Annotated in this window: 19 protein-coding genes and 1 pseudogene; 6 read left to right on the top strand and 14 right to left on the bottom strand. The window is 72.0% G+C overall.

The features are described from left to right. Positions 1-21: 21 nt before the first annotated feature. From AC068Z_RS34290 to AC068Z_RS34275, 4 genes and pseudogenes are all read right to left on the bottom strand, one after another. A pseudogene (locus AC068Z_RS34290) lies at positions 22-150 on the bottom strand (alginate lyase family protein); the annotation flags it as partial. 231 nt (positions 151-381) lie between these two features. Next, positions 382-1,143: a DUF3710 domain-containing protein gene (locus tag AC068Z_RS34285; protein WP_478564699.1), complete on the bottom strand. Its 762-nt coding sequence runs from the start codon at positions 1,141-1,143 to the stop codon at positions 382-384. A 1-nt stretch (position 1,144) separates the two neighbouring features. Continuing rightward, positions 1,145-1,696, bottom strand: coding sequence for a dUTP diphosphatase (gene dut, locus AC068Z_RS34280; RefSeq protein ID WP_478564696.1), 552 nt, complete (start codon positions 1,694-1,696; stop codon positions 1,145-1,147). Beyond that, a complete protein-coding gene (locus AC068Z_RS34275) occupies positions 1,693-2,277 on the bottom strand; it encodes a PaaI family thioesterase (protein WP_478564693.1) in 585 nt (194 codons plus the stop codon). Before AC068Z_RS34275 ends, dut begins: the two co-directional genes overlap by 4 nt. Positions 2,278-2,335: 58 nt before the next feature. Between AC068Z_RS34275 and AC068Z_RS34270 the strand changes: the two genes are divergently transcribed. Next, positions 2,336-2,794, top strand: a complete 459-nt coding sequence (locus AC068Z_RS34270) for a DUF3093 domain-containing protein (RefSeq protein ID WP_478564690.1) — start codon at positions 2,336-2,338, stop codon at positions 2,792-2,794. A 56-nt stretch (positions 2,795-2,850) separates the two neighbouring features. On the opposite strand, the gene AC068Z_RS34265 is transcribed toward AC068Z_RS34270, so the two are convergent. The 4 genes from AC068Z_RS34265 to AC068Z_RS34250 all read right to left on the bottom strand — a co-directional run bounded on the left by AC068Z_RS34265 (position 2,851) and on the right by AC068Z_RS34250 (position 6,427). Continuing rightward, positions 2,851-3,825, bottom strand: a complete 975-nt coding sequence (locus tag AC068Z_RS34265; protein WP_478564687.1) for a hypothetical protein — start codon at positions 3,823-3,825, stop codon at positions 2,851-2,853. Positions 3,826-3,838: 13 nt separating this feature from the next. Beyond that, entirely contained in the window at positions 3,839-4,135 is a 297-nt protein-coding gene (locus AC068Z_RS34260) for a DUF4193 domain-containing protein (protein ID WP_005481602.1), read from the bottom strand. 396 nt (positions 4,136-4,531) lie between these two features. Beyond that, positions 4,532-5,767: a sensor histidine kinase gene (locus tag AC068Z_RS34255; protein WP_478564684.1), complete on the bottom strand. Its 1,236-nt coding sequence runs from the start codon at positions 5,765-5,767 to the stop codon at positions 4,532-4,534. Positions 5,768-5,773: 6 nt separating this feature from the next. Beyond that, complete coding sequence (locus AC068Z_RS34250; protein ID WP_007385219.1) at positions 5,774-6,427, bottom strand: response regulator transcription factor; 654 nt, start codon at positions 6,425-6,427, stop codon at positions 5,774-5,776. 361 nt (positions 6,428-6,788) lie between these two features. Between AC068Z_RS34250 and AC068Z_RS34245 the strand changes: the two genes are divergently transcribed. Continuing rightward, positions 6,789-6,962: a hypothetical protein gene (locus AC068Z_RS34245; protein ID WP_210576912.1), complete on the top strand. Its 174-nt coding sequence runs from the start codon at positions 6,789-6,791 to the stop codon at positions 6,960-6,962. 95 nt (positions 6,963-7,057) lie between these two features. Here AC068Z_RS34245 and AC068Z_RS34240 read toward each other — a convergent pair whose 3' ends face one another. After that, on the bottom strand, positions 7,058-7,873 hold the full coding sequence (locus AC068Z_RS34240; protein WP_478564681.1) for an inositol monophosphatase family protein: 816 nt from the start codon (positions 7,871-7,873) through the stop codon (positions 7,058-7,060). Positions 7,874-8,337: 464 nt separating this feature from the next. Next, positions 8,338-9,465, bottom strand: a complete 1,128-nt coding sequence (locus tag AC068Z_RS34235; RefSeq protein WP_478564679.1) for a ferrochelatase — start codon at positions 9,463-9,465, stop codon at positions 8,338-8,340. A gap of 173 nt (positions 9,466-9,638) precedes the next feature. Between AC068Z_RS34235 and AC068Z_RS34230 the strand changes: the two genes are divergently transcribed. From AC068Z_RS34230 to sepH, 3 genes are all read left to right on the top strand, one after another. Beyond that, on the top strand, positions 9,639-10,883 hold the full coding sequence (locus AC068Z_RS34230) for an MFS transporter (protein WP_478564889.1): 1,245 nt from the start codon (positions 9,639-9,641) through the stop codon (positions 10,881-10,883). Then, complete coding sequence (locus AC068Z_RS34225; RefSeq protein WP_478564676.1) at positions 10,843-12,162, top strand: D-arabinono-1,4-lactone oxidase; 1,320 nt, start codon at positions 10,843-10,845, stop codon at positions 12,160-12,162. The genes AC068Z_RS34230 and AC068Z_RS34225 overlap by 41 nt, the downstream gene beginning before the upstream one ends. A 530-nt stretch (positions 12,163-12,692) precedes the next feature. Next, positions 12,693-13,730, top strand: a complete 1,038-nt coding sequence (gene sepH, locus AC068Z_RS34220) for a septation protein SepH (protein WP_478564673.1) — start codon at positions 12,693-12,695, stop codon at positions 13,728-13,730. Between the two features lie 172 nt (positions 13,731-13,902). Here sepH and AC068Z_RS34215 read toward each other — a convergent pair whose 3' ends face one another. Further along, the gene (locus AC068Z_RS34215; RefSeq protein ID WP_478564670.1) at positions 13,903-14,754 is read right to left on the bottom strand and encodes a sulfurtransferase; all 852 of its coding nucleotides are present in this window, start codon (positions 14,752-14,754) and stop codon (positions 13,903-13,905) included. A 297-nt stretch (positions 14,755-15,051) separates the two neighbouring features. Here AC068Z_RS34215 and AC068Z_RS34210 point away from each other — a divergent pair, with 297 nt between their 5' ends. After that, on the top strand, positions 15,052-15,855 hold the full coding sequence (locus AC068Z_RS34210; protein ID WP_478564667.1) for a VOC family protein: 804 nt from the start codon (positions 15,052-15,054) through the stop codon (positions 15,853-15,855). 17 nt (positions 15,856-15,872) lie between these two features. Here AC068Z_RS34210 and AC068Z_RS34205 read toward each other — a convergent pair whose 3' ends face one another. The 3 genes from AC068Z_RS34205 to AC068Z_RS34195 are packed head-to-tail and all read right to left on the bottom strand — an operon-like array spanning position 15,873 to position 18,341. Further along, complete coding sequence (locus tag AC068Z_RS34205) at positions 15,873-16,514, bottom strand: thymidine kinase (protein ID WP_478564664.1); 642 nt, start codon at positions 16,512-16,514, stop codon at positions 15,873-15,875. 43 nt (positions 16,515-16,557) lie between these two features. Continuing rightward, the gene (locus AC068Z_RS34200) at positions 16,558-17,754 is read right to left on the bottom strand and encodes an alkaline phosphatase family protein (RefSeq protein WP_478564661.1); all 1,197 of its coding nucleotides are present in this window, start codon (positions 17,752-17,754) and stop codon (positions 16,558-16,560) included. Continuing rightward, positions 17,754-18,341 (bottom strand): DUF5998 family protein, encoded by a 588-nt coding sequence (locus tag AC068Z_RS34195; RefSeq protein WP_478564658.1) that lies wholly within the window; start codon positions 18,339-18,341, stop codon positions 17,754-17,756. The genes AC068Z_RS34200 and AC068Z_RS34195 overlap by 1 nt, the downstream gene beginning before the upstream one ends. Positions 18,342-18,397 lie beyond the last annotated feature (56 nt).

Genomic DNA, 18,397 nt, shown 5'->3' with positions numbered 1-18,397 from the left:
CCCGGCGCCCGTCCGCCCCGCTCAGGAGGGGTTGTCCCCGTGAGTGAGGGTCTCCCAGGCGACGAAGGGATTGTTGCTGCCCGCCGGGCGGCCCCGCTCGGTCAGCGTCGGGGTGTTGGTCATGGCGTGCCCGAGCCGGCCGATGGCCGCCTCCGTCATCGACAGCTCCCAGTTCCCGTGGGAGTGGGAGCCGTCGCTCGCACATCAGGAACTCCGCCCTCCTCGGGCCGGACCACGTGCGTCGCCTCCGGGGGGGGCGAAAGCGGGGAACCGTACAGGGTGCAACGGCGCCCAACGAGCTGCGTGACCCACTCCCGCCGCAGCCCCGAACTGAAGCTGGGCCGCACCCCGAACGGGATGCGGCCGTTTCCTGCCGTCTGTCTACCGGACCTCGGTGATCTCCGGTCCGCGCTGCAACTGCCCCATGCCGCCGGAGAACCGGGAGCCGGCCTCCTCCTGCTGGACCCCCTCGGGGACCATCTGGGCGTCGTTCGGCAGCTTCAGGACGATCGGGTCGCGGGGCGCCATCGGGCCCTCGCCGCGGACCACGACCGTGTCCCGGAAGATCTGCTCCAGCAGCCCGGCCGCCTGCGGCTGCACCGCGCCCTGGCCCGAGATCACACCGCGCAGGAACCAGCGCGGACCGTCCACACCGACGAACCGCACGACCTGGAAGCCGCCCGTGCCGTCCGGCAGCTGGACCGGGACCTGCGCGCGCAGCTCCCAGCCGAGGGGACCCTCGACCTCGTCGATGATGCCGCCCTGCTGGGTGATGCCGGCGCCGATCTCCTCGCGCACCTCGCCCCAGATGCCCTCGCGCTTGGGCGCGGCGAAGGCCTGCAGCTGGATGGCGCTGTCGCGCAGCACGACCGTCGCCGCGACGATCGCGTCGCCCGCGACCTCGACCCGCAGCTCCATGCCGTCGACTCCGGGCACGAAGAGCCCGCCCAGGTCCACCCGGCCCTCGCCGGGCTCCCGCACCTCGGTGCTGTCCCACGGTCCGTCGGGCCGCGGCTCCGGCTCCAGGCGCACGCGCTCACGCGTGCCTTCGTCGTCCGCCTCGGTGTCGACGCCGTCGACGACCTGCTCGGGCTCGCCGGCCGCGTCCTCGGCGGCACCCTTCTTCTTGCGACGTCCGAACACGTCACTGTCCTTCCCGGTCGGATACGACCGAAGCGTATCTAGTCCCACCCGTCGTGCCGCCGTCGGCGGCATGACCGCTTGTGCCGCGCCCGCCGTCCACGGCGGCGTGACCACCGGTGGACCCGAAGCCCCCGTCGGCCCGCGCCGAGTCGGGAAGCTCCGCGACCTCCTGGAAGCGGACCCTCTCGACCTGCTGGACGACCAGTTGGGCAATCCGGTCGAAGCGCTCGAACCGCACGGGCTCGTACGGGTCGAGATTCACCACGATCACCTTGATCTCCCCACGGTACCCGGCATCAACCGTCCCTGGGGCATTCACCAGGGCGACACCGCAGCGGGCGGCCAGTCCGGAACGTGGGTGCACGAAGGCCGCGTACCCCTCGGGGAGCGCCACAGACACCCCCGTCGGCAGCACGGCCCGCTCCCCCGGCTTCAGTTCGCGGGGCTCGGTGGTGCGCAGATCCGCTCCGGCGTCGCCGGGGTGCTCGTACGACGGAAGCGGTACGTCCGGGTCGACGCGGCGGATCAGCACGTTCAGCGGGTCACGGCTCACGGGTTCACCTCGAAGGCGCGGGCCCGCCGGACCTGGTCCGGATCGCTCATGGCGGCCTGGATCTCCTCCTGGCGGCCGTTGTCGATGAAGTGGTCGACCTTGACCTCGATGAAGAGCGCGTCGGCACGCACGGCGACCGGGCCGTCGGGGCCGCCGACGCGTCCGGTGGCGGTGGAGTAGATCTTCCGCCCGGCCACCGCGGTCACCTCGGCCTCCAGGTGCAGCGTGGTGCCCACCGGGACCGGCCGCCGGAAGTCGGTCTCGAGCCGCCCGGTCACGGCGATGGTCCGCAGCAGCCAGTTCAGCGAGCCGAGGGTCTCGTCGAGCGCGGTCGCGAGGACGCCGCCGTGCGCGAGGCCCGGGGCGCCCTGATGCTCGGGGCGCACGGTGAACTCGGCGGTGAGGGAGACCCCTTCGCCCGCCCGCGCCTGGAGGTGCAGCCCGTGCGGCTGCTCACCGCCACAGCCGAAACACTGGCCGTAGTGCGCGCCGAGCAGCTCACCCGGCGCGGGAGCATCAGGGTGTCGTACCGGTGTCACGGCGTCGGCCGGGGGCTGAAGGCTTGCGGATGTACCACTCACAGCCGCAGACCTTACCCGCGCGTCGGCACGTTCCGGACACCGTGCCAAGCTTGGCTCCATGCAGCTCTCCGCCACCCCGTACGAAGAACGTCTCACCGCCCCCCGATCGTGGTGGCTGATGTCGGTGCTGGTCGGCGTCTCCCTGGCGCTGATCCTGCTGCCCTTCGGCACCCTGCCGATGCTCGGCGGACTGGTCGGCGGCACCGCGGCGGCGGCCGTGGTGGCCAGTTCCTACGGCGCGGTCCGCATCCGCGTGGTGGGCGGCTCGCTGATCGCGGGCGACGCGAAGATCCCGGTCACGGCGCTGGGCGAGGCGGAGATCTTGGACCCCGAGGAGGCCCGGGCCTGGCGCACCTACAAGGCCGACACCCGCGCCTTCCTGCTGCTGCGCGCCTACATCCCGCGGGCCCTGCGGGTGGAGGTCACGGACCCCGAGGACCCGACGCCCTACCTGTACCTGTCGACGCGCGACCCGGAGGCCCTGGCCGAGGCGATCAGCGCGGCGAAGGCGGCCTAGCACACAGGGTCGAAGGGTCCCCGGATCGGGGACCCGGGGCCCGCGGCTCTCAGCTCTCAGCTCTTCCCGGACTCGCCTCTCCTGCCGAACCCGCCGCCCTTCCCGAATCCGCCGAAGCGTCTGCGGCCGACTTCCTGCGTGATGTCGCCCATGGTCAGCGGATCGGCCGGGGTCTCCAGCGGCGGAAGGTCGGGCAGCGCGTCCCACGGCACCTGGATTTTGCGCAGGTCGGCGCGGATCCGGTCCGCCAGCTTCTTGGTGTCTCTTCGGTTCATCAGCGCGCCCACGGCCGCGCCCACCATGAAGGGCATCAGGTTCGGCAGATTGCGCACCATCCGCTTCATGATCTGCTGCCGCATCTGGTGCTTCATGTGGGTGTTCAGCGCCAAGCTCACCGTCGACGGCTTGGTCACGTCGATCCCGCGCTCGCCCGACCAGGAGTCCAGGTACGTGGTGGAGCGCTGTTTCAGGTTCCCCGGCGGTCGTACGCCGTAGACCTCGTAGAGCTCGGCGATCAGCTTCAGCTCGATCGCGGCGACCCCGGTGATCTCCGCGGCCAGCTCGGTCGGCATCGCGGGCGGCACGGGAAGCATCGCCGCCGCGCCCACGCCGGCGCCGACCGTCGACGTCGCCGTCATGGCGCCCGCCACGAGCTTGTCGGCGAGTTGCTCGGGGCCGAGCCCCGGGAACTGTCTGCGCAGGGTCGCGAGGTCCCGTACGGGCACTCGCGGGGCGTTCTCGATGATCCGGTCGGCCAGGTAGGCGAGCCCCGCCTTCGCGCGGCTGCCGCCCTTGCGGACGCCTTCCTGGGCCTTCTCGCGGATGACCGCGGCCCGCCGCCGGGCCACGGGCGCGGGAGACTGCGCCGGCACCGGCACATTGCCAGGGCCGGCCGCCGGTTCGAGCGAGGCCGATCCCGTACCGGATGAGCCTCGCTCGTCGTCACGCGCGCCGTGCGGGCCGTCGGACGGCCCTTGGTCCGCTCCCCGGGAGGGGAAGCGGCGCTTCCAAGGAGGGGTCGAGCCGGTCATGCCCGACCCGTCCTCAGTCGCAGTCGCGGCAGATCGGCTGACCGTTCTTCTCCCGGGCCAGCTGGCTGCGGTGGTGCACCAGGAAGCAGCTCATGCAGGTGAACTCGTCCTGCTGCTTGGGCAGCACCCGGACGGCCAGCTCCTCGTTCGAGAGGTCCGCTCCGGGCAGCTCCAGGCCCTCGGCGGCCTCGAACTCGTCGACGTCCACTGCGGACGTCGACTTGTCGTTCCGCCTGGCCTTCAGCTCTTCAAGGCTGTCCGAGTCGACGTCGTCGTCGGTCTTGCGTGGGGTGTCGTAATCCGTTGCCATTGTCGCTCTCCCCCTCTGGGTGTCTGCGGTGTCTCCAGCGCACGTAACGCGTGAGAGGCCGGACTTGTGCCCGACCCGAGGCGGAGATTTTGCCTCACATCAAGGTCTGTTACTCAATCGACACCCAACCGGACTCCTCAAGAGTGATCGGCGTGGATGGCGATGCGGACCGTACACGGTCCCAATGCCGCACTTCAAAGGCGTCTCACCGTGTACTTCCCGTGATCAAGACCCCCGAAAACCCGGATTTTCCCGGCTTTCCGGCGGGTCGCATGATCACGGAGAGTAGATGGCCGGAAATTCGCCTTTGTGATCGATCACACACGGTACCGCTCATCCGGCGTTCGGAAAATTCCGCGCAAAGCGAACATCCCCGTGGTGACGACGGCAACGATCTCAGACGGGCAGGGCAACCCTCATCACCAACCCGCCTCCTTCGCGCGGCTGTGCCGCGATGTGCCCGCCGTGCGCGCGGGCCACGGACCGCGCGATGGACAGGCCGAGCCCGACGCCCTTGTCGCTGCCCGTGCGCTCCGTACGCAGCCGCCGGAAGGGCTCGAAGAGGTTGTCGATCTCGTACGCCGGGACCACGGGGCCGGTGTTCGTCACGACGAGCAGCGCCTGGCCGTGCTGGAGCTCGGTGGTGACCTCCACCCAGCCGCCGTCGGGGACGTTGTACCGCACGGCGTTCTGCACGAGGTTCAGGGCGATCCGCTCCAGGAGCACGCCGTTGCCCTGGACCACCGCGGGATCCCGCTTGCCGCGGATCTCCACGCCCTTGGCCGCCGCCTCGCCGTGCACCTGGTCCACGGCCTGCTCGGCGACCTCCGCGAGGTCGACGGGCTTGCGCTCGACGATCTGGTTGTCGCTGCGGGCGAGCAGCAGCAGGCCCTCCACGAGCTGCTCGCTGCGCTCGTTGGTGGCCAGCAGGGTCTTGCCGAGCTGCTGGAGCTCCACCGGCGCCTCCGGGTCCGACAGGTGCACTTCCAGGAGCGTGCGGTTGATCGCCAGCGGGGTGCGCAGCTCGTGCGAGGCGTTGCCGACGAAACGCTGCTGCGCGGTGAAGGCGCGCTGGAGCCTCTCCAGCATGTCGTCGAAGGTGTCCGCGAGCTCCTTCAGCTCGTCGTCCGGGCCGTCCAGCTCGATCCGCCGGGAGAGGTCGGAGCCGGCCACCGCGCGGGCGGTGCGGGTGATCCGGCCGAGCGGCGACAGGACGCGTCCGGCCATGGCGTAGCCGAAGGCGAAGGCGATCACGGCGAGGCCGAGCAGGGCCAGCAGGGAGCGGCTGAGCAGGGTGTCCAGGGCGTGCTGGCGCTGTTCGTTCACGCACTCGTTCAGCGCGCGGTTCAGCTCGTCCGCGGGGAGGCTGGTGGCGCGCATGTTGCACATGTCGCTGGACACGGAACCGGACAGGATCCGGAAGGGCAGGTCACTGCCGACGTTCAGGGCGCTCGCGGCGAGCAGATAGATGATCGACAGCAGCAGGATGCCGGCGATCAGGAACATGCCGCCGTAGAGCAGCGTGAGGCGTATGCGGATGGTGGGGCGCAGCCAGGGGAAGGGCTGCACCTGCTTCCTCGGGTCCCAGGTCGGTTTCGGGGGCGCCTGGGGCGGTGCGGGGGTCGCTGCCATGGGGGATCAGATCCGGTAGCCGGAGCCGGGGACGGTGACGATGACGGGGGGCTCGCCGAGCTTGCGGCGCAGCGTCATGACGGTGACCCGGACGACGTTCGTGAACGGGTCGGTGTTCTCGTCCCAGGCCTTCTCCAGCAGCTGCTCCGCGGAGACGACGGCGCCCTCGGAGCGCATCAGCACCTCCAGCACGGCGAACTCCTTAGGCGCGAGCTGGACCTCCTTGCCGTCGCGGAAGACCTCGCGGCGGTTGGGGTCGAGCTTGATCCCGGCGCGCTCCAGGACGGGCGGCAGCGGGACGCTCGTACGGCGTCCGAGGGCACGCACGCGTGCCGTGAGCTCGCTGAACGCGAAGGGCTTCGGGAGGTAGTCGTCGGCGCCGATCTCCAGGCCCTCGACCCGGTCGCTGACGTCGCCGGAGGCCGTGAGCATCAGCACGCGGGTGGGCATGCCGAGTTCGACGATCTTGCGGCAGACGTCGTCGCCGTGGACGAGCGGGAGGTCGCGGTCGAGGACGACCACGTCGTAGTCGTTGACGCCGATGCGCTCCAGGGCGGCCGCGCCGTCGTACACGACGTCGACGGCCATGGCCTCCCGGCGCAGTCCGGTGGCCACCGCATCGGCGAGCAGCTGCTCGTCCTCGACGACGAGTACGCGCACGTCGCTGTTCCTTCCTGAAGTCCACCCGCGTAGCGCCGCTGGGCGCGCGGGCAGGGGTCTGCTGGGGTGTGTTGGCCTCCATCCTGCCCTTTTCGGCCATAAGTCGGCGGTAAGACGGGTGAGTGACCCATGAAGGGCGGGTGTGAGGCCCGGGAATGCCAGATTTTCTGCGTGGGTTGAGGTTTCCGTGAATGGGAGCGCGGGGAGGACGGCTGTACACCCCGCGATCACGCTCTGCTTGTGCCGCACCACCATGCGGTACAACGCAATCCGCTTTCCGCAGAGCGGTCGACGTGATCGCCCCTTCTGAACGGCACACCCCCGTGCCACCGACCCACGACCCAGGACGAGGGGGCACAGCATGGACGCATTCACCGCAGGGCTTCTGCAGCGCATAAGGGCGACCGAGTCCGACCTGACGCGGGCCCGTGACGAGGGCGACGACTTCCTCGTCGAGGTGGAGCAGGGCGAGCTCGACGACCTGCGCCGCCTCGCCGCCGAGCACGGTGTGGAAGTCGGCGCAGCCAGCGTCTGATCAGCGCGTCAGCATCCGCGGAGCAACAGCTTGAGCAACGAGGAGCACCCCGGCGAATCCAGCGCCGGGGTGCTTTCGCTTGCTCGGGGTGCCGGTCAGTCGTGCCAGGCGCCGAAGTCCTCCAGCAGCCGCTGGAGGGGCTCGAAGACGCCCGGGGTGGCCGCCACCGTCAGATCGTTCGAGGGGCGCTCTCCAGGGCGTCCACCGGTCAGCGCGCCCGCTTCCCGGGCGATCAGGTCGCCCGCCGCGAGGTCCCAGGGGTGCAGGCCCCGCTCGTAGTAGCCGTCCAGCCGGCCGGCGGCCACGTCGCACAGGTCGACCGCGGCCGAACCCGAGCGCCGGATGTCGCGCAGGAGCGGGATCAGCCGGTGGGCGACCTCGGCCTGGTGGAGGCGGACCTCGGTGACGTAGTTGAAGCCCGTGGAGACCAGCGCCTGCTCCAGGGGCGGCGCCGGGCGGCAGGTCAGCTCGCGCTCGCCGGCCCAGTCGCCCGTGGCCCAGGCGCCGGCGCCGCGGACCGCGTGGTACGTCTCCCGGCGCATCGGGGCGGCGACGACTCCGACGACCGTCTGGCCGTCCTGCTCGGCGGCGATCGAGACCGCCCAAGTCGGCAGGTCGTAAAGGTAGTTGACCGTGCCGTCGAGGGGGTCGATCACCCAGCGGACGCCACTGGTGCCCTCGGTGGAGGCGCCCTCCTCGCCGAGGAAGCCGTCGTCGGGGCGGTGGTCGGAGATCAGGTCGGTGATCAGTTTCTCGGCCGCGATGTCCATCTCGGTGACCACGTCGATCGGGCTCGACTTGGTCTTGGCCACCGCGAGGTCGGCCGGGCGGCCGTCCCGCAGCAGGTCGCCCGCGCGCCGCGCGGCCTCCTGGGCGAGACGGAGCAGGTCCGAGTGCAGGGGGTCGGTCACGGGGCTCCTCGGGCGTAGGGCGTCGACTCGGGCGGTTGCCGCGCGGGCCGCGGCGGACCTGGCGTCAGGGCTCGGCCCACGTCGGTCCTGTCCGGTCGGGTGTGAAAGTCGGTTCCGGCGTGGCGGCTTGGCTCGGTGGGTGAGGGGTTCGGTCCGGGTTCCGGGCCCTCCCCGGCGGTTCGGCTCGGTGCGAGGGGTTCGGTCCGGCTGCCGGTCCGGGTTCCGAGCCTCCCCCCGGCGGTTCGGCTCGATGGGAGGGGTTCGGCCGGGGTGCCGGTCCGGGGTTTCGGGCCTCCCCAGGCGGCTTGGCTCGGTGTGAGGGGTTCGGTCCGGGTGCCGGTCCGGGTTCCGGGCCTCCCCCCTCACGCTCAGGGACTTCGCTCGGCCTGCGAGGGGCGGGGGCGCCGCGCGCCGCCCCGGCGGGTCAGGCGTATGGGCTGCCCGCCGCGCCTCGCCCCGGCCGGTCAGGCGTACGGGCTGTCCGCGCCCGCGGCGGCGGGCCGGGGGGCGCGGGCCGGGCAGCAGCCGACCGGGCAGAGGTTGTGGCTCGGGCCGAGCGCGCCCAGGGCGCACGGCGTGACCGCCCGCCCGCTCTCCTCGGCGGCCCGCTCCAGGACGAGCTCGCGGACCGCCGCGGCGAATCGCGGGTCGGCGCCGACGGTGGCCGAGCGGCGCACCGGCAGCCCCAGCTCCTCCGCCTTGGCCATGGCCTCGGTGTCAAGGTCGTACAGGACCTCCATGTGGTCCGAGACGAAGCCGATGGGGGCCATGACGACCGCCGGGACGCCGGAGGCGTGCCGCTCCTCCAGGTGGTCGCAGATGTCGGGCTCGAGCCACGGAACGTGCGGGGCGCCGGAGCGGGACTGGTAGACGAGCCGCCAGTCGTGGTCGATCCCGGTGCGCTCGCGGACCGCGTCGGCGATCAGCCGGGCCACGTCCAGGTGCTGCTTCACGTACGCCCCGCCGTCGCCGTGGTCCTCGACGGGTCCGGAGGTGTCCGCGGCGGAGTCCGGGATGGAGTGGGTGGTGAAGGCGATCTCGGCGCCGGCCCGGACCTCCTCGGGGAGATCCGCCAGCGAGCGCAGCACACCGTCGATCATGGGCTCCACGAAGCCCGGGTGGTTGAAGTAGTGCCGCAGCTTGTCGATCCTCGGCGGCTCGACGCCCTCGGCCTCGAGCGCGGCGAGCGAGTCGGCGAGGTTCTCGCGGTACTGGCGGCAGCCCGAGTACGAGGCGTAGGCGCTGGTGGCGAGGACGAGGACCCGGCGCCGGCCGTCCCGGGCCAACTCCCGCAGGGTGTCCGTGAGATACGGCGCCCAGTTGCGGTTGCCCCAGTACACCGGCAGGTCCAGGCCGTGGTCGGCGAAGTCCTTGCGCAGGGCGTCGAGGAGCGCGCGGTTCTGGTCGTTGATGGGGCTGACCCCGCCGAAGAGGAAGTAGTGCTGTCCGACTTCCTTCAGGCGTTCCTTGGGGATGCCGCGCCCTCGCGTCACGTTCTCCAGGAACGGAACCACGTCGTCCGGGCCCTCCGGGCCGCCGAAGGAGAGCAGGAGCAGGGCGTCGTAAGGGCTGGCATCGAGCGCGTCTGGCATGCCACCGATCCTGCCACCCGGCACTGACAGCCGGGAAACGGCGGGGTGTCGACCCGGTTCCCGACCGGCCGATCGGGTGCATTAGGGTCACCTCACTCGTAAGCTGTATCAGCCATCTACACGCCTTACGCCCCGGCGCCCCGCGTGCCCCCTTCCCCGTGACCGGAGAGACCGTGCCCAGCCCCTACCGCGCCCTGTTCGCCGCCCCAGGCTCCAAGGGCTTCTCCGCCGCGGGCTTCCTCGGCCGGATGCCGCTGTCGATGATGGGCATCGGCGTGGTGACGATGGTGTCCCAGCTGACCGGCCGCTACGGCCTGGCGGGCGCCCTGTCGGCCACCATCGCGCTCGCCGCGGCGGTGGCCGGACCGCAGGTCTCGCGCTGGGTCGACCAGTACGGCCAGCGGCGGGTGCTGCGCCCGGCGACGCTGGTCTCGCTCGTCGCGGCGGCCGGGCTGCTGTTCGCCGCGCACTACGGCTGGCCGGACTGGACGCTGTTCGTGTTCAGCGCGGGCATCGGCTGCGTGCCGAGCGTCGGCGCGATGGTCCGGGCCCGCTGGGCCGCGCTGTACCGGGGCACTCCGCAGTTGCACACCGCGTACTCCTTCGAGTCCGTGGTGGACGAGGTCTGCTTCATCTTCGGGCCGATCATCTCCATCGGACTGTCCACGGCCTGGTTCCCGGAGGCCGGGCCGCTGCTCGCCGCCTGCTTCCTGGCGGCCGGTGTCTTCTGGCTGACCGCCCAGCGCGCCACCGAGCCCGAGCCGCACCCGCGCGAGCGGCACGAGGGGCGCGGTGACAGCGCCCTGCGCTCCGCCGGGCTCCAGGTTTTGGTGGCCACCTTCGTGGCGACCGGCGCGATCTTCGGGGCGGTCGACGTGGTCACCGTGGCCTTCGCCGAGGAACAGGGCCACAAGGGCGCCGCCAGTGTCGTCCTCGCCGTGTACGCGGCGGGTTCCTGTGCGGCGGGCGCCGTCTTCGGGCTGCTGCACCTCAAGGGAGCACCCGAACCTCGCTGGCTGCTGGGCATATGCGCGATGGCCGTGAGTATGATCCCCCTCCTACTGGTCGGAAACTTGCCGTTTCTGGCCGTGGCGCTGTTCCTGGCGGGACTCTGCATCGCTCCCACGATGATCACGACGATGTCCCTCATCGAGCAGCACGTACCACGCGCGCAACTGACCGAGGGCATGACCTGGGTGAGCACCGGGCTCGCGGTCGGGGTCGCGCTCGGCTCCTCCGTGGCCGGCTGGGTGATCGACGCGGCCGGTGCGCGGGCCGGGTACGGGGTTCCGGCGGTCTCCGGAGCCGTCGCGGTCGCGGTCGGTTTCCTCGGGTACCGCCGGCTCAGCAGGCCGGCTCCGCGTCGGGGAGGCACCGTTGAGCAGCACAGCGAGCGGGAAGAACGGAACGTGGCGTAACTGGGGCGGAAACGTCTCCGCTCGCCCCGCGCGGGAGGTCGAACCCGCCTCGGTCGAGGAGCTGGCGGCTGCCGTGCGCAAGGCGGCCGAGGACGGTCTGAAGGTCAAGGCGGTCGGCACCGGGCACTCCTTCACGTCGATCGCCGCCACCGACGGTGTGTTGATCCGCCCTCACCTGTTGACCGGTATCCGCAACATTGACCGGGACGGCATGACCGTCACCGTGGAGGCCGGCACCCCGCTCAAGAGGCTCAACCTGGCCCTGGCCCGCGAGGGTCTGTCGCTGGCCAACATGGGCGACATCATGGAGCAGACGGTCTCCGGGGCCACCAGCACGGGCACTCACGGCACGGGCCGCGAGTCCGGCTCGATAGCCGCCCAGATCACGGCCCTGGAACTGGTCACCGCCGACGGCTCGGTCCTCACCTGCTCCGACCAGGAGAACCCGGAGGTCTTCGCGGCCGCCCGGATCGGCCTCGGCGCGCTCGGCGTCGTCACGGCGATCACCTTCGCCGTGGAGCCCGTCTTCCTGCTGACGGCCCGCGAGGAGCCGATGACCTTCGACCGGGTCACCCGCGACTTCGACCAACTGTGGGCCGAGAACGAGCACTTCGAGTTCTACTGGTTCCCGCACACCGGGAACACCAACACCAAGCGCAACAACCGCAGCGCGGGCCCGGAGCGCCCGGTGGGCCGGCTCAAGGCCTGGTTCGAGGACGAGTTCCTCTCCAACGGCGTCTTCCAGGCCGCGCAGTGGGCGGGCCGCGCGGTGCCCGCCGCGATCCCGGGCATCGCCCAGGTCTCCAGCAGGGCCCTCTCCGCGCGGACGTACACGGACATTCCCTATAAGGTCTTCACGTCGCCGCGCAGGGTGCGGTTCGTGGAGATGGAGTACGCCCTCCCGCGCGGGGCGGTCGTCGAGGCGCTGCGCGAGCTGAAGGCGATGCTGGACGGCTCCGGCCTCAAGGTCAGCTTCCCGGTGGAGGTGCGCACCGCGCCGGCCGACGACATCACCCTGTCCACCGCGTCCGGACGGGACAGCGCGTACATCGCCGTCCACATGGCCAAGGGGACGCCGTACCACCGGTACTTCACCGCCGCCGAGCGGATCTTCACCGCGCACGAGGGCCGCCCGCACTGGGGCAAGGTGCACACCCGGGACGCCGAGTACTTCGCCGGGGTCTACCCGCGCTTCGGCGAGTTCACGGCGCTGCGGGACCGGCTCGATCCGGATCGGCTGTTCCAGAACGACTACTTGCGGAGGGTTCTGGGGTCGTAGCGGAGGTGCCGGGGCCGGGGCTCGCGCTGCCGGAGGAGCTCGGCGTCGGGCTGGGCGTGCCGCTGTCGCCCTCGCCCCCCTGAACTGGCCTGGTAGGGGCGGCGCTTGCGCAGGACGTACGACCGAAACCGATAGTCCCGATTCCGGCGATTACGTGAAGTACGCCACGTTTAAGATCCCTGAACTCCCTTGCGGTACGGCCAACTCCCGCCCCGTGCACCAACTCGGGCGGCGCGCCAATCCACGCACGTGGCCCAAATGGAGTACTGTTGCGAGCCCTGGGTCCGGTCTCCCGCCAGGGCGTCCGTGGCCTTCAAGGACCGCCAGGAGGGGGCTAGTTGCACAGGGTGACGGAGTTGGTCACTTAGCGTTGCGAATAGGTAACCGTGCCATAACGGCGATCCAGGGCCCGTGCCCGACACGCCGGGCAACTCGGCAAGGTTGTGGCAGGCTGCACCCGGGCAGGCCACACTCGACTAGCGGAAGCAGCGACGCACGTGACGTCGGCAGGCACCACCCGGGAGGTCCCCATGCCCGAACTGCGTGTCGTGGCCGTCTCCAATGACGGCACACGGCTGGTGCTGAAGGCTGCGGACAGCACGGAGTACACGCTTCCGATTGACGAACGGCTCCGCGCCGCCGTGCGCGGCGACCGTCCCCGCCTCGGCCAGATCGAGATCGAGGTGGAGAGCCATCTCCGCCCCCGCGACATCCAGGCGCGTATACGCGCGGGTGCCACGGCGGAGGAAGTCGCGCAGATGGCGGGCATTCCCGTCGACCGCGTCCGTCGCTTCGAGGGCCCCGTGCTGGCCGAGCGTGCCTTCATGGCCGAGCGCGCCCGCAAGACGCCGGTCCGCCGGCCCGGTGAGAACGCCGCCGGACCCCAGCTCGGCGAGGCCGTCCAGGAGCGGCTGCTGCTGCGCGGCGCCGAGAAGGACACCGTGCAGTGGGACTCCTGGCGCCGCGACGACGGCACCTGGGAAGTCCTGCTGGTCTACCGCGTGGCGGGCGAACCCCACTCGGCGAGCTGGACGTACGACCCGCCCCGGCGGCTCGTCCAGGCCGTCGACGAGGAGGCGCGCTCGCTGATCGGCGAGTCCGAGGACCTCGCCGCGCCGGAGCCCAGCTTTCCGTTCGTGCCGCGTATCGCCCGGCTGCCGCGCGACCGTCCGCTGGACCGTTCCCTCGACCGGGAGCGGCCCAGCCTGCCGGCGCCGGAACCGGCCGAGGAGGCCGCGCCCGAACGGGACTCGCTGACCAGCCTGTTGGAGGCCGTCCCGAGCTTCCGCGGCGACCTCGTCGTCCCCGAGCGCCCCTCGGAGACCCCCGCGCCCGAGGAGCCCCCGGCGGCCGAGCCGGTGCCCGAGGAGCCCCCGGCCCCCGCGGCCTCTGCCGGTTCCGCCTACGCGGACGTCCTGATGCCCCGCTCCGTGAGCGCCCATCGCGACCGCCTGATCGGCGCGACCGACCGCCAGGCCGAGGCCGACGGCGTCCGCCCGGGCCGCCGGGCGGCGGTCCCGAGCTGGGACGAGATCGTGTTCGGGACGCGGCGCAAGAAGCAGGAGTAGTCGGGCAGTCGGGGGTACGGCGGAGAAGGCCGCGTTGGTGTGGAGTGCGGCCCTTTCCGGCGTCGCGCAGTTCCCCGCGCCCCTGAGGGACGTACCGGCAGCGTCGGATTCATGGCCCCGCAGCCGGCGCCACCCACGGCGCCGGCCTGCGCCGCCTCCACCACCCCCCGCGCTACTGCGGATCCGGGCCCACTGCCACCGGACGGGACGGATCCGACGACCACTCCGACCACGACCCCACATACAGCGCCGCCGGAATTCCCGCGACCGCCAGCGCCAGCACCTCGTGCGCCCCGGAGACGCCCGAGCCGCAGTAGACGCCCACCGCCGTGCCGTCCGTGGCGCCGAGCGCCTTGAAGCGGGCGTGGAGATCCTCTGCGGGCAGGAAACGACCATCGGCGGCGACGTTCTCGTTCGTCGGCGCGGACACGGCACCCGGGATGTGCCCGCCGACCCGGTCGATCGGCTCCACCTCACCCCGGTACCGCTCCCCCGCGCGGGCGTCCAGCAGCAGCCCGGAGCGGGCCAGCGCCGCCGCGCCGTCCGCGTCGAGCAGACCCGCCGCCTCCGGGGTTGGCCGGAAATCGCCCTCCACCGGGGTCGGTACGTCCGTCTGCAGCGGCCCTTCCCAGGCCGGCAACCCGCCGTCGAGGACCCGCACGTCCGGGTGACCCGTCCAGCGCAACAGCCACCACGCGCGGGCGGCCGCCCAGCCCTGCCCGCCGTCGTACACGACCACAGGACGCCCGGCGGAGACCCCCGCCCGGCGCATCGCGGCGCCGAACCGGGCGAGGTCCGGCAGCGGATGCCGGCCCGCCGTGCCGGGGGTCGAGGCGAGCTCCTCGTCCAGGTCGACGAAGACCGCGCCGGGGAGGTGGCCGGCCGCGTACTCGGCCCGTCCGTCGAAGGGAGGCTCGCCCGCCGCTCGAGCCACGCTCAACTGCCAGCGGACGTCCAGGAGCACCGGCGGACGCGATCCTGCCAGGTCGCCGGCCAGTTCGGTTGCGGAGATGATGGCGTTCATGGCCCCCATCCTCGCGCACGGGGTGGCCGCAACGTCCAGGTCCGGCTACTCTGCTCGGCCGGACAGCCCCGATCACGAGGCGTACGGGATCGGGCACATGCTGTACAGCCGATCGACACCCGTGGGCCATCACACGGATACGGACGAGCAACGGCACACCGGGCAACCTCCGGGCACAGCGGGCGATACGGCGGCGCGCCCGGGACGCGCGGCACCACGGGTGGTGCGAGCATCGGCGCAGGGGTCCGGAGAGCGGAATCGACGCGGCCACCGCGAGGGGCCGAGGAGAGAGTGACGATGACCGAGGCACGGGGGTCGGCCGGCCTGAACGGCGACGCGCACGCCCGGCACGCGCCCGGCTCGCCCTGCTGGGTGAGCCTGATGGTGCACGGGCCGGCCGCGACCCAGGAGTTCTACGGCGGTCTGTTCGGCTGGGAGTTCCGGCCCGGTCCGCAGCAGCTCGGCCCGTACGCTCGGGCGCTGCTGGACGGCAAGGAGGTGGCCGGAATCGGCCAGTTGCCGCCGGACCGGCATCTGCCCATCGCCTGGACGCCCTACTTCGCCTCGACGGACGTGGACCTGACGGCCGAGACGGTACGGCTGTGCGGCGGCACCGTGGGCGTGGGCCCCCTGGACGCCGACGACGCCGGCCGGCTGGCGATCTGCTCCGACCCGGCCGGCGCGGTCTTCGGCGTCTGGCAGGCGGCGGCCCACCTCGGCATCGCCCTCTCCGGGGTCCCCGGCACCCCGGTCTGGAACGAACTGCTGACCTTCGAGACGGCGAGCGTGACCAAGTTCTACGAGACGGTCTTCGGCCACGAGCAGCAGGCGGTCGCCTCGGCGGACTTCGACTACGTCACCCTGCACCTGGGCGGCCGCACGATCGCGGCGGTCCTCGGCCTCGGCCACTCCCTGCCCCGCGACCGGGGTCCCCACTGGATGACGTTCTTCGAGGTGGCCGACACGGACGAGGCCACCGCCCGAGCCGTCACCCTGGGCGGCAACGTCGTCCAGCCGCCGCACGACAGCGCCCTGGGCCGCATGTCCACCGTCACGGACCCGGAAGGCGCCCGCTTCTCCCTGCTCCAGAGCAGGCCCTGAGGGCGGGTCCCCCGGGCCTACGGCACCGGCAGCACGTCCGGGGAGAGGGCCGCCGCCCTCGCCGTGGCCGCCGTCATGCGGCGGCGATGGTGGCGGCGGCAGAGTACCTCGTAGCCGATCGCGTCCGACTGGTTGACGTCCCCCACGACCACCTGGGCGCCCTCCACCACCATCTCGCCGCCTATCGTGCGGGCGTTGTGGGTGGCGCGGGCGCCGCACCAGCACAGGGCCTCGACCTGGAGGACCTCGACGCGGTCGGCGAGTTCCACCAGACGCTGGGAGCCGGGGAACAGCTTGGAGCGGAAGTCGGTGGTGATGCCGAAGGCGTAGACGTCCAGGCCCAGGTCGTCCACCACGCGCGCGAGTTGGTCGATCTGCTCCGGGGCCAGGAACTGCGCCTCGTCCGCGATGACGTAGTCCGCGCGGCCGCCCTGGGAGAGATGGTCGACCAGGTAGGCATACACGTCCTGGCCGTCCGACACCTCCACCGCGTCCGTGACCAGGCCCAGGCGCGAGGACAGCTTGCCCTCGCCGGCGCGGTCGTCACGGGTGAAGATCACACCGACCAGGCCGCGGGCCGAGCGGTTGTGCTCGATCTGGAGAGCCAGCGTCGACTTCCCGCAGTCCATCGTTCCGGAGAAGAACACCAGCTCGGGCATGGGGGGTTGAGCACCTTTCGGCGAGTCGGGGACAGGGGGTGCGTCAGGAGCGTACTTCGAGCAGCGGGATCAGCTGCTCCGCCGGGGTCATCGAGCCGTGGTTGCCGACCATCGCGGACTCCTTCGGCTCCCGCTCGGAGGCGATGATCAGTACGTCGTCCCGTGCGGCGGCGACCACGTCGCCGATCCGGCCGTACACCCGATCGTCGCACTCACCGGGCCGCCCGAACCAGCCGGCCGCGAGCGCCTCCTCTCGCGAGGCCACCCAGAACTGCTCGCCGAGCACCTCGCGCCAGCAGGTCAGTACGTCGTTCTCGGCGCCCGGCACCGCGTACACGTGCCGCGCCCGGCCCTCGCCGCCCAGCAGGGCGACCCCGGCGCGCAGCTCCCAGTCCTCGTCGAAGTCGATGCGGTGCTGCTCGTCGAAGGGCACGTCGACCATGCCGTGGTCGGCGGTGACGTAGAGCGCGGTGCGCGGCGGGAGCTGTTCGGCCAGGCGCTGGACCAGGCGGTCGACGTACATCAACTGGCCGCGCCAGGTGTCGGAGTCGACGCCGAACCGGTGTCCCGCGCCGTCCACCTCGGCGTAGTACGTGTAGACCAAGGAGCGGTCCCCGGCGGCCAGTTGCTCGGCCGCGAGGTCCATCCGCTCCTCGCCGCTCAGCCGCCCGTGGAAGGTTCCGCCGCTCAGCGCCACCTTGGTCAGCGGGGTGTTCTGGAAGGCGGGCGACGACACCTGCGCCGCGTGCACACCCGCCTGGTGGGCGAGCTGGAAGACCGTGGGGTACGGCTGCCAGGGCCCCGGCGCGGTCCACGGCTGCCAGCGGAGCTGGTTCATCAGTTCGCCGGTGTCGGGGTTGCGCACGGTGTAGCCGGGCAGTCCGTGCGCGCCGGGCGGCAGGCCGGTGCCGACGGAGGCCAGCGAGGTCGCGGTGGTCGCCGGGTAGCCGGTGGTGAGCGGGCGGCCCGTGCCGCCGCGGGAGCTGTCGAGCAGCGACGTCATGAACGGCGCGTCCTCGGGGTGCGCCTTCAGCTGCTCCCAGCCGAGGCCGTCGATCAGGAACACGCAGTTCCGGTCGGCCGGGGCCAGCTCGCTGATCGCGGCGGTCATACCGGGTACGTCCATGCCGGCGGCCAGGGTGGGCAGCAGGTCGGCGAGCGAGCCGCTGCCGTACTCGGGCAGGGGGGCGGAGTCGAGGGGCAGCGGCTGCGGGTCGTGCTCCCAAGCGGGCTGGGCCATTACTTGGTCAGATCCGCGGTCGCCTCGGAGAGCGCCTGCGCGAACGCGAGCGCCTGGCGCACCGTCTCCGGACCGTCGCCGGCCTCGCTGACGCGCAGGCTGAGGTCGTCGGCCGTGGAGCTGCCCGTGTAGCCGTGGTCCGCCTCGCAGTTGGGGTCGCCGCAGGCCGCCGGCTCCAGGTCGATCCGGGAGACCGCGCCCCAGCCGATGGTCAGCACGACCTCGCGGGGCAGGGTGCCCGGGGTGTACGACTCCGGGTTGGCGACGACACGACTGACGACGACCGACGAGATCCGGCCGATCTTCACCGACTCCGTGGAGGTGGTGGCGTACGGCGTCGGGGAGGTGGTGTCCGCGGCCTGCTCGTCGGTGTGGCTGACGATGAAGCGGTTGTCGGTGAGGACCAGCACGGTGACGTGCCGCCGCACCTCGTTCTGGTCGAACGTGGTCTCCTGGTGGACCAGGTACGACCGGATGGGCTCGCCGCCCACGGCGGCCTCCACCGCCTCGGCCACGAGGGCCGGGTAGTAGCCGCTGCGCTCGATCGCCGCTCGCAGCCCCTGGGTCGTCGTACTGGTCTTGGCCATGGCCCCCATCCTACGGGGGCCCACTGACTGCGAGGGACCGCTCGGACCGGTCCGCG

It is taken from the genome of Streptomyces sp. NPDC043726 (assembly GCF_056436565.1).
The sequence above is the reverse complement of the archived record's forward strand: the minus strand, read 5'-3'. Positions and strand labels throughout refer to the sequence as shown.

Bases quoted from the DNA above. Each gene is read 5' to 3' on its own strand.
- AC068Z_RS34270 (WP_478564690.1), top strand. From the start codon at position 2,336: ATGCAGCTCTCCGCCACCCCGTACGAAGAACGTCTCACCGCCCCCCGA.
- AC068Z_RS34265 (WP_478564687.1), bottom strand. From the start codon at position 3,825: ATGACCGGCTCGACCCCTCCTTGGAAGCGCCGCTTCCCCTCCCGGGGA.
- AC068Z_RS34260 (WP_005481602.1), bottom strand. From the start codon at position 4,135: ATGGCAACGGATTACGACACCCCACGCAAGACCGACGACGACGTCGAC.
- AC068Z_RS34255 (WP_478564684.1), bottom strand. From the start codon at position 5,767: ATGGCAGCGACCCCCGCACCGCCCCAGGCGCCCCCGAAACCGACCTGG.
- AC068Z_RS34245 (WP_210576912.1), top strand. From the start codon at position 6,789: ATGGACGCATTCACCGCAGGGCTTCTGCAGCGCATAAGGGCGACCGAG.
- AC068Z_RS34235 (WP_478564679.1), bottom strand. From the start codon at position 9,465: ATGCCAGACGCGCTCGATGCCAGCCCTTACGACGCCCTGCTCCTGCTC.
- sepH (WP_478564673.1), top strand. From the start codon at position 12,693: ATGCCCGAACTGCGTGTCGTGGCCGTCTCCAATGACGGCACACGGCTG.
- AC068Z_RS34215 (WP_478564670.1), bottom strand. From the start codon at position 14,754: ATGAACGCCATCATCTCCGCAACCGAACTGGCCGGCGACCTGGCAGGA.
- AC068Z_RS34210 (WP_478564667.1), top strand. From the start codon at position 15,052: ATGACCGAGGCACGGGGGTCGGCCGGCCTGAACGGCGACGCGCACGCC.
- AC068Z_RS34205 (WP_478564664.1), bottom strand. From the start codon at position 16,514: ATGCCCGAGCTGGTGTTCTTCTCCGGAACGATGGACTGCGGGAAGTCG.
- AC068Z_RS34200 (WP_478564661.1), bottom strand. From the start codon at position 17,754: ATGGCCCAGCCCGCTTGGGAGCACGACCCGCAGCCGCTGCCCCTCGAC.
- AC068Z_RS34195 (WP_478564658.1), bottom strand. From the start codon at position 18,341: ATGGCCAAGACCAGTACGACGACCCAGGGGCTGCGAGCGGCGATCGAG.